At 59.2% G+C, this 9,233-nt stretch carries 10 protein-coding genes and 1 pseudogene; 6 read left to right on the forward strand and 5 right to left on the reverse strand.

Features of this window, described 5'->3' with window-relative positions; genetic code table 11:
- Positions 1 to 104: 104 nt before the first annotated feature.
- Entirely contained in the window at positions 105 to 353 is a 249-nt protein-coding gene (locus R6V78_RS20060) for an FmdB family zinc ribbon protein (RefSeq protein WP_410291167.1), read from the reverse strand.
- A 47-nt stretch (positions 354 to 400) separates the two neighbouring features.
- Positions 401 to 787, reverse strand: a complete 387-nt coding sequence (locus tag R6V78_RS20065) for a NifB/NifX family molybdenum-iron cluster-binding protein (protein ID WP_410291168.1) — start codon at positions 785 to 787, stop codon at positions 401 to 403.
- A gap of 474 nt (positions 788 to 1,261) precedes the next feature.
- On the opposite strand from R6V78_RS20065, the gene R6V78_RS20070 reads away from it, so the two are divergent.
- From R6V78_RS20070 to R6V78_RS20095, 6 genes are all read left to right on the forward strand, one after another.
- Complete coding sequence (locus R6V78_RS20070; RefSeq protein ID WP_410291169.1) at positions 1,262 to 2,608, forward strand: PhoH family protein; 1,347 nt, start codon at positions 1,262 to 1,264, stop codon at positions 2,606 to 2,608.
- Positions 2,609 to 2,818: 210 nt separating this feature from the next.
- Entirely contained in the window at positions 2,819 to 3,448 is a 630-nt protein-coding gene (locus tag R6V78_RS20075; protein ID WP_410291170.1) for a zinc ribbon domain-containing protein, read from the forward strand.
- 22 nt (positions 3,449 to 3,470) lie between these two features.
- Positions 3,471 to 4,541, forward strand: a complete 1,071-nt coding sequence (truD, locus tag R6V78_RS20080; protein WP_410291171.1) for a tRNA pseudouridine(13) synthase TruD — start codon at positions 3,471 to 3,473, stop codon at positions 4,539 to 4,541.
- A gap of 316 nt (positions 4,542 to 4,857) precedes the next feature.
- A complete protein-coding gene (locus R6V78_RS20085; RefSeq protein ID WP_410291172.1) occupies positions 4,858 to 5,514 on the forward strand; it encodes a lactate utilization protein in 657 nt (218 codons plus the stop codon).
- Positions 5,515 to 5,530: 16 nt separating this feature from the next.
- A complete protein-coding gene (locus R6V78_RS20090; protein ID WP_410291173.1) occupies positions 5,531 to 6,253 on the forward strand; it encodes a protein-L-isoaspartate(D-aspartate) O-methyltransferase in 723 nt (240 codons plus the stop codon).
- Between the two features lie 70 nt (positions 6,254 to 6,323).
- The gene (locus R6V78_RS20095) at positions 6,324 to 6,947 is read left to right on the forward strand and encodes a site-2 protease family protein (protein ID WP_410291174.1); all 624 of its coding nucleotides are present in this window, start codon (positions 6,324 to 6,326) and stop codon (positions 6,945 to 6,947) included.
- Between the two features lie 137 nt (positions 6,948 to 7,084).
- On the opposite strand, the gene R6V78_RS20100 is transcribed toward R6V78_RS20095, so the two are convergent.
- The 3 genes and pseudogenes from R6V78_RS20100 to R6V78_RS20110 form a co-directional block, all read right to left on the reverse strand.
- Positions 7,085 to 7,822 (reverse strand): ATP-binding protein, encoded by a 738-nt coding sequence (locus tag R6V78_RS20100; RefSeq protein ID WP_410291175.1) that lies wholly within the window; start codon positions 7,820 to 7,822, stop codon positions 7,085 to 7,087.
- Between the two features lie 80 nt (positions 7,823 to 7,902).
- Entirely contained in the window at positions 7,903 to 8,628 is a 726-nt protein-coding gene (locus R6V78_RS20105; RefSeq protein WP_410291176.1) for an HD domain-containing protein, read from the reverse strand.
- A gap of 82 nt (positions 8,629 to 8,710) precedes the next feature.
- Positions 8,711 to 9,233, reverse strand: a pseudogene (locus R6V78_RS20110) (hydroxylamine reductase); the annotation flags it as partial.

The following is a 9,233-nucleotide window of genomic DNA, read 5'->3' on the forward strand; positions in this document are numbered from 1 at the left end:
GGCGCCCACCATCGACCTTCCAACGTTCAACATCCAATGAATAGCGCTTGATTGCCTGTTGAACCGATCTCTGATTTCCGGTCTCAGTCCTCAGTCCTTATCCCTCAGCCCTTCCCGCAGCAGCTCCCCGGGCCGGCGCAGCCCGCATGGCCCGGCGATGAACCGCAGCAGGCTGTATCCCCGGGACCGGGCATGGCATTTGAAGCAGGGCCCGACAGGGATGAATGCGCGGAGATCAGCTTTTTGAGATTGGCGCTGCCGCAGCGCCGGCAATGGACAGTCGTTTTTTCGTTGAAAACAAGAACCTCAGCCACATCTCCGCAGTCGGCGCAAAGAAATTCAAATAGTGGCATGCAACCCTTCCTTTCTTTGAATACCTGCCCGGGGCAAACCGGTGCGGTCAGTGCACACATCCCCCGATTTGAACCCCATGATGATGACCGCACACCTGATCGGGCTCAAACACCGGCAACTTGCCGGACTTGATCAGGCGGGCATTTTCCCCGACGGTTCCATCAACGGCCCGATATACGGTGATGCCGTCGTTTTTGAGTTTTTTCAGCGCACCGCCGCCGATGCCGCCCACCACGACCCCATCCACCCGGCGCCCACCCAAGGCGGCCATGGGGTTGCAGGCACCGTGCTGATGGTCCTGGTCCGGATTTTCGAACGCTTCGATGCTGTCCGAATCCATCTCCACAAATACAAAAAAAGGTGCGGACCCGAAATGACCGTGAACGAGGCTGTCCAGGCCTTTATTTTCCACTACCGGAAATGCAATTTTCATCTTACTGGCTCTCCCTCATACAATGCTAACCATTGCACAGTAGGTGTTAATTTCAATTTGCAAAGACAGTCCTGCCGGGCGGAGTCGGTTCTAGGCCCAACGACCGCCGCGACATGCGTGACAACGTTGATTGTATAGCGCAAAAGCAGCGCCGCTTCAAGACCAACCTGGACGCACGGTGCACCCGGTTCACGCTGCTGGCCATGAGGAGGCAAAAATCGAAGATATTGTTGCCACATGGCCATCCGCATGCTATATGTGGCATACGTGGATGATTTCGGATACTAACCTTGAACCAGGTCCAATGCCCCTGTCTGTCTTATCAACCAGCTACCCCTGCCCACCCGCGGCACAACTACCGCAACGCTTTCGAACGGCCCCAAACCTGGGCAGCCTGCCCATTCCCGACGCACTGCCGGCCGGCCACCGGCAAGACAACCCGTCGCCAACAACCCGTGACCGCCAGGAGGTGCGATGATTTCGTTTCCGACCAATCAACGGAAAATCTTTGTACTGGATACCAATGTCATTCTGCACGACAGTTCCTGCATCAACCAGTTCGACGAACACGATATCGTTATCCCCATTGCCGTCATCGAGGAGCTGGACCGGTTTAAAAGAGGCAAGGAGATTTTGAACTGCAACGCCCGGGAGTTCGCCAGATCCCTGGACGCGTTAACCGGCAATCGCATCTTCAACGGCGGGGTGCCCATCGGCCCCGGAAAAGGTAAAATCACCGTCTGCCTGGACCGGGAGTTCGATGACAAGCTCAAGGCAAACTTCTCATCGGATAAGCCCGACCACCACATCCTCAACGCCGCCTACCACATTGCCTGCGAACATGCCTTTGAGCGGGTTTTTCTGGTCACCAAGGATGTCAACCTGCGCATGAAAGCCAAGTCCATCGGCCTGATGGCCCAGGATTACAGCACGGACCGGGTCCAGGCCCCGGCGGATATATACAAGGGCACACGTGTGCTGGAGAACATACCCGCTGCCGTCATCGACCAGCTCTACGCCAAACCCTTTGAAACGGACACGCTGTTTCTGGACGTCGCCGAACCGCTGCTGGCCAACGAATATCTGGTGTTGAAAAACGGCAGCAAATCCGCTTTAGGGGTCTTTCTTCCCCCGACCCGTTGCATCCGCCGGATTGACCCCCAGGTGTGCTATGGCATCCGGCCCCGCAATGCCGAACAGTGCTTTGCCATGGATGCACTGAGCAACCTCGACGTCCCGCTGGTGACCATTACGGGCAAGGCCGGCACCGGGAAAACCCTGCTGGCGCTGGCTGCCGCCCTGGAAAATCGGCGCCACTACAGGCAGATTTTCATTTCCCGGCCCTCGGTGCCCCTGAGCAACAAGGATATCGGCTTCCTGCCGGGGGACATCCAGTCCAAACTGGACCCCTACATGCAACCGCTTTACGACAACCTGTCGATCATCGAAAGCCATCAGAACAATAGAACCGGCAACGGGCAGGGACGCCGGGTGAAGGAGCTGCTGGATGAAGAAAAGATCGTCATCACACCGTTGTCCTATATCCGTGGAAGAAGCATCGTAAAGGTCTTTTTCATTGTAGACGAGGCCCAGAACCTCACCCCTCACGAGGTAAAGACCATCATCACCCGGGCCGGTGAAGGCACAAAAATCGTCTTCACCGGAGACATCTACCAGATTGATCATCCCTACCTGGACAGCCGCAGCAACGGGTTGAGCTACCTCATTGAAAAGATGAAAGGCCAGCAGCTTTACACCCATATCAACCTGGAAAAAGGAGAACGCAGCGAGCTTTCGGATCTGGCCATCAGCCTGCTTTAAAAGGGGGTTTTGGGCCGAAGGCTTTTATGGTAAAATGTATCACCGCCGATAGGTGCCGGCGAATGCGAACAACGCAACGGACTCAACATGCAATGCCCCCGATGCAGCTGCGAGCAGGCTGACCGTAACAGCGAATGCCCGAGCTGCGGCATCGTCTTCGCCAAGTGGCACCAGCGCAAAGCGGCGTCCCGGCCAGGACGACCCGCCCCTTTGGCAGTTGATCGAGAAGATGCAACATCCGGCATCCTGAACGCCCTGCTTTTCCATATGCCCACCGATGTAAATGCGATTGCATGGAGCGCCCGCCTACTGCTCCTGGCAATTCTCACCCTGTGGGGGATAAAATTCATCCTCAGTCCCATCGCCTCCGACGCTGCGATGAGCAGCTTCTGGCACCTGGTGAACCTGCCCTTTCATGAGGCCGGCCACATCTTTTTCCGTCCCTTCGGCCGGGTGATGACCTCCCTTGGCGGCAGCCTGATGCAGGTGCTCATGCCGGCCATCTGCCTGCTGGTCTTTTTGATAAAAACACGCGACCCCTTTGCCGGATCCTTCGCCTTGTGGTGGATGGGGCAGAACTTCATCGACCTGGCGCCGTACATTAACGACGCCCGCTCGTTGCGCATGCCCCTTCTGGGGGGCAATGTCGGCAGCCACTCCCCGTATGGGTTCCACGACTGGGAGTTTATCCTCAAGGAGACCGGCCTGATCCGCTTCGACCATACCATCGCCCGGTTGTCCCACGTCGTGGGCGCGGTATTGATCGCAACGGCCCTCTTTTGGGGCGGGTTCCTGCTGTTCAAACACTATCAGATCCTGCGGACCCGATCACCGCAGTGAAACCAAGCTTGTGGGAGAACCCATGTCTTCCGATTCGAGTCGCACCCCGGTTGCCAGCCATGCAGACACCGCCATCGCCATGCTGTCGCCCCTGCCCTTTGTCACGCACCCGCTGCCGGGCATCGGCGGCACCATCAAAGCCACCCCGCAGGACTTTGTGGTCGAAGAGATTCTGCCCTACGCCGCCTGCGGTGAAGGCGAGCATGTCTATGTCACCTTCCGGCGGGCCGGATGGAACACCGCCGATGCCGCGCGCAGCATGCAAAAATGCCTGGGCCTGGCCCCGTCGGATGTGGGCTGGGGCGGCCGCAAGGATAAGACGGCCCTGGTCGTGCAGACCTTTTCCCTGCGTTGCGGGGTCAATCATCCCCTGGCCGAGGTCGAAAAGGCCCTGGCCGACCTGCCCTTTGAAATTCTGGCCATCGACCGCCATCGCAACAAAATCAAAACCGGCCACGTGGCCGCCAACCGCTTCAGCGTGGTGGTCAGCAACCCCGAACCCGGAGCGCTGCCCCGTGCCCTGGCCGTCGCCGGGCGGCTGAAGCAAACCGGCGTGCCCAACTTTTACGGTCCCCAGCGATTCGGCCACGGACTGCAGAACATCCAGCGGGGGTTCGCCCTTTTATCAGCAGGGAAAAAGGGACGCGAGGACACGTTCATGGTATCGGTGGTCCAATCGGCGCTGTTCAACATATGGCTCAAGCAGCGGATGGAGGCGGGCGACTACCGCAACCTGCTGGCCGGCGACGTCGTAAAAAAGACCGAAACGGGTGGCATTTTCACCGTCGAGGATCCGGCAATCGACGCCCAGCGCTTCGCCGCCGGAGAAATTGTCACCACCGGACCCATTTACGGATTCAAGATGAAACCGGCCACCGGTGCAGCCGGGGAGAGGGAAGCGACGCTTTTGGGGCAATTCGGACTCACCGCGGAAGACTTCCGCCGGTTTCGTTCGCCTGGATCGCGCCGCGAAGCCATCCTGAATCTTGCAGATCTGACCGTCGGTGAAGTGGCTGGCGGGCTGCGATTTAGGTTCACGCTGCCATCTGGCGCTTACGCCACCACAGCCCTGCGCGAATTCATAAAATCGTAGCGGCCAGCTCCCGGGTGGCCACGGCAGAGTTCATGGGCAGTCCGTTCCCACCAAAGTCACAGGAGCGCCGCCATGCACAGACAGGCGATCAGCTCAGGTTCCCCGTTTGAAAATCTAAAGCAGTCGCGTCGTTGCCGGTCTTCGATGGATCGCTATTTTTTGGCACCTGGATCTATGCAATTGGCATCGGACGTGATACAAAAAGTGTCGTTTGAGAGGTATTCAGTTCAAATGGTTACGAAACAGCAGCCCACACGCACTTGAACCCTGGACCCCTCGACCCCGTGAACCCTTTTTGTTACCGCAGGAACCCGTCATGCCCGCCCCCATCGACACCTACTGGCAACTGCACCTGGGAAAATGCAAACAGGCCCTGGAGAAAAACAACTTCGAGGTATTCCTGGCCGCTGGCGCCCAAGCCGCCGGAGCTATTTTCATCGATGAAATTCTTCCCGGAATTAAACCGAAGACAGTTTCCTGGGGTGACTCGCTGACCCTTGCCGCCAGCGGCGTGCTGGAAGCGATCCGGGCCGATCCGGCCATCCGGATGATCGAAACCTTTGATCCCCAGGCGTCCTCCCAGGAGCGCTGGGAGCGCCGCCGGCAGGCCCTGCTGAGCGACCTGTTTTTCACGGGGTCCAACGCCGTCACCGAAACCGGCCTGCTGGTCAACCTGGACATGGTGGGCAACCGGGTGGCCGGCATCACCTTCGGCCCCAGGCACGTGGTGCTGTTCATCGGCCGCAACAAAATCGTCCCCACCGTCGACGAGGCCTTGCGGCGCGTCAAAAACTATGCCGCCCCGGTCAACGCCATCCGCCATGCGGGGCTGAAGACGCCTTGCATGAAAACGGCCGTGTGCACGGATTGCAGCAGTCCGGATCGCATCTGCAACACCTGGTGCATCACCGAAAAATCCTTCCCCAGAGGCCGCATCAAGGTGATCCTGATCGATCAGGATCTGGGGTTGTAAATAGGAGGACGCCGCCATGACTACATTCAAAATTGCCGCCATGACCCTCTTTGCGGTTGTCGTCAGTCTGTCCCTGGGCCTGGCCGGCTCGGGGGCGGACGAGTTTGCGGCCCAGCGTGAAAAAATGGTGGCCGAGCAGCTTGGCGGCCGGGACATCGTGGATGCATCGGTAATAAAGGCCATGCAAACCGTGCCCCGCCATCGGTTCGTACCCGGGGAACTGCGCCATCTGGCTTACCATGACACGCCGCTGCCCATCGGTCATGGCCAGACCATCTCCCAACCGTACATCGTGGCCCTGATGTCCCAGGTGCTGGCAGTGGCCCCCGGCCGGCGGATCCTGGAAATCGGCACCGGCTCCGGCTACCAGGCAGCGGTGCTGGCAGAAATGGGCGCCACGGTCTTCAGCATCGAGATTGTCCCCGAACTGGGGCGCCAGGCCATCGACAACCTGCAAGCATCGGGCTATGGGAATATCCGGGTCAAGATCGGTGACGGCTATCAGGGCTGGCCTGAACACGCCCCTTTTGACGCCGTCATCGTGACCTGCGCGCCGACCCGCATCCCCGAGCCGCTCAAAGACCAACTCGTGGAAGGGGGCCGCATGGTGATCCCCGTTGGCGAAAAATATGCCCAGCAGTTGGTCCTGCTGACTAAACAAAAGGGGGAAGTCCACCAGGAGAAAATCGTGGATGTCCGCTTTGTCCCCATGGTGGATCGGCAAGGGAAAACCTACTGATGGCCTGCCGAAACGGCTGTCAAACGTGACTTCTGCTCCCATCCCTGTATAAAAAAGAGGAAATAGTGCCGTGGATATCGGATTGATCCTGCTCAAGGTGCTGGCCCTGTTCATGGCCCTGACCTTTCACGAGTTCGCCCATGGGTGGGTGGCCCGGCGGCTGGGCGACCACACGGCCGAGGCCCAGGGGCGCCTGACCTTGAACCCCAAGGACCACATCGACCCCTTCGGCACCATTTTGCTGCCGGCCATGCTGATCCTGATGAAATCGCCGGTGGTCTTCGGCTGGGCCAAACCGGTGCCCATCGATCCACGCAATTTCAAGGATCCCCGGCGCGGCATGATGTGGTCGGCCCTGGGCGGTCCGCTGACCAATCTCTTTCTGGCCGCCGCCCTGTCCATCGTTTTCAAAGGCCTGCTCATGGCTGGAATCACCATCCAGGGGCTGCTGCTGTTTCTGCTGATCGCCATTCAGCTCAATGTCTTTCTGGCGGTCTTCAACCTGATCCCCATTCCGCCGCTGGACGGCGGCCGCGTGCTGGTGGGGCTGCTGCCGCCCCGGCAGGCCATGGCATACAGCCGCATCGAGCCCTACGGATTCATGATCGTTCTGGCGCTGATGTATTTTAATGTGCTGGACCGGTTCGTCTTCTACCCCATCCAGTTGATCCTGCGTTTGCTGGGAATCTCTTAAGTCACACAGATGATACCAAACGTCGCTGATTTTGTGACCGGATTTGGCGATAAGCCTCCACGACAGCCGAAAGTGAGGTGCCAACGCTGGGACAAGCTGCCCGGAGAGGGCCGAAGGTCGGCACCAAAGAGGGCGGATTACCTTTCTTCCAGCACCTTCCCCCGGGTGCTGATGGTCACCTGCTTGTGGGGAACGCTGGCCCCGGCCTTCTCCATACCCTTTTGGACGATCATGGGCAGGCCGGAGCAGCAGGGCACCTCCATAACCATGGTGGTGACGCTCTTGATCTGTGCTGTCTCGAAAATGTCGGCAAACTTGTCGATGTAGGACTGGGCGTCGTCGAATTTGGGGCAGCCCACCATGACGGTCTTGCCATCCAGATAATCGCAGTGCAGGTTGGGGAAGGCCACGGGAACGCAGTCGGCCACCACCAGCAGGTCGGCGCCTTTGAGAAACGGGGCGTTTGGCGGAATCAGGCGGATCTGAACGGGCCAGTGGGTCAGGGCCGAATCGGATTTGGCCTGGCGTTTGGGCATATTGGCGCTCTGGCAGCCGTCGCCGGCGGCGAAGCTAAGGATCTGCGTGGACGGGCAGCCGCAGGGCATGGTCTGCTTCTCTTTCGCGGCCGCCTGCTTCTCCAGGTGATGCGCCACGGCCTCCTCGTCAAATTCGTCGGCCTTGCGTTCAATGATTTTCAGGGCATCCTGGGGGCATTCGCCGATGCAGGCGCCCAGACCGTCACACAGGTTATCCGACATCACCCTGGCTTTGCCGTCGATTATTTTCAGCGCCCCCTCGGCGCAGGAGATCACGCAGTTGCCGCATCCGTCGCAGCGGTCTTCATCGATTTCAATTATTTTTCGGGTTACTTTCATGGTTGCCACTTCCCTTTTCCGCCGGTTCACCGGGAACTTGCGTGGTTGTGTTCGACGCCCTGCAACGGCGCCGGTTGTGATCAAAGTAATGTTTTTCTGGCCTCTGTGCGGCCGCTTTCAGTCAGGAATTTTTCGGCGATGATCGCTTCGATCGTCTCGGGCGCCAGGCCGTTTTCCTTCTTGTTCTCTTCCAGATTGGCGATCCAGTCTGCGTCGTAAAGCACCTTGAAGTTCAGGGTCTCTTCCTCCCGCGGATGATGGTGGTGCCCGACGATGTCGCACACCTCATCCACGAGGGGTGGTTTGGCCCCCAGCCGCTCCAGGATGTCGCGGGCCACGGCCGGCCCTTCCTGCTCCTGATATTCGGCTTTATTGCTGCCGTATTGCTTCTCCGCCGCGACGATGCCGATATCGTGCAGGTAAGCTGCGCACAAGACCACCGCGGGATTGCTGCCCTCGGCCCGTCCGATGCGCTCGGCGTAGCGGGCCACCCGGGTGGCATGACCGATGCGCTTGAAGTCACTCCGGAAATAGCGCTTCATCTCAATGGCCACGCGGTCTTTGAGCAGGTCTTCCTTCTGCAGCAGGAACGCTTCGGGCAGGGTTCCGATGCACTGCTCGGCATACTGGCAGTAGGCTGCACAGCCGAAATCCATGTCCGGGTTGACGAAGCGGTGTTGGCATTTGGGGCATTTGCGGGCCGTGTCATCCTTGAAGAACTCCACATTGGCGCCGCATTGGGGGCACGGCACTTCATAAATCGCGCCGGGTTTCCAGTAAAGGGTATCCTGTCCGGGACATTTCATGATCATTCACCGTTCAATGCTTTGGGTTTACGGCTGCCGACCGCCCGGCAGCCGTTGTTCCGGTTATCGGGGCTGCCTGCGGCTATCCAAGGATCGCCTTCAGGTCTTCGTCCGGGGTGCTGATGGGCATGATGTTGAAGTTTTTCACCAGCACATCCAGCACGGTGGGCGAGAGAAAAACCGGCAGGGTGGGCCCCAGACGGATGTTCTTGATACCCAGGTGCAGCAGGGACAAAAGGATCACGCAGGCCTTCTGCTCGTACCAGGAGAGGACCATGGAGAGCGGCAGGTCGTTGACGCCGCATTCGAAGGCCCCGGCCAGGGCAACGGCGATCTGGATGGCCGAATAGGCGTCGTTGCACTGCCCCACGTCCAGCAGTCTGGGAATACCGCCGATGTCACCCATCTCCTTGTCGAAGAAACGGAACTTGCCGCAGGCAAGGGTCAGCACCACGCAGTCCTTGGGCACCTTCTCCACGAACTCGGTATAATAATTGCGCCCCGGTTTGGCGCCGTCACAACCACCCACCAGGAAGAAGTGGCGGATGGCTTTTTTCTTGACAGCTTCAATGACCGTGGGGGCCACACCCAGGACCGCCTGGCGG

It is taken from the genome of Desulfosarcina sp. (assembly GCF_046496365.1).
Lineage (GTDB): Bacteria > Desulfobacterota > Desulfobacteria > Desulfobacterales > Desulfosarcinaceae > Desulfosarcina.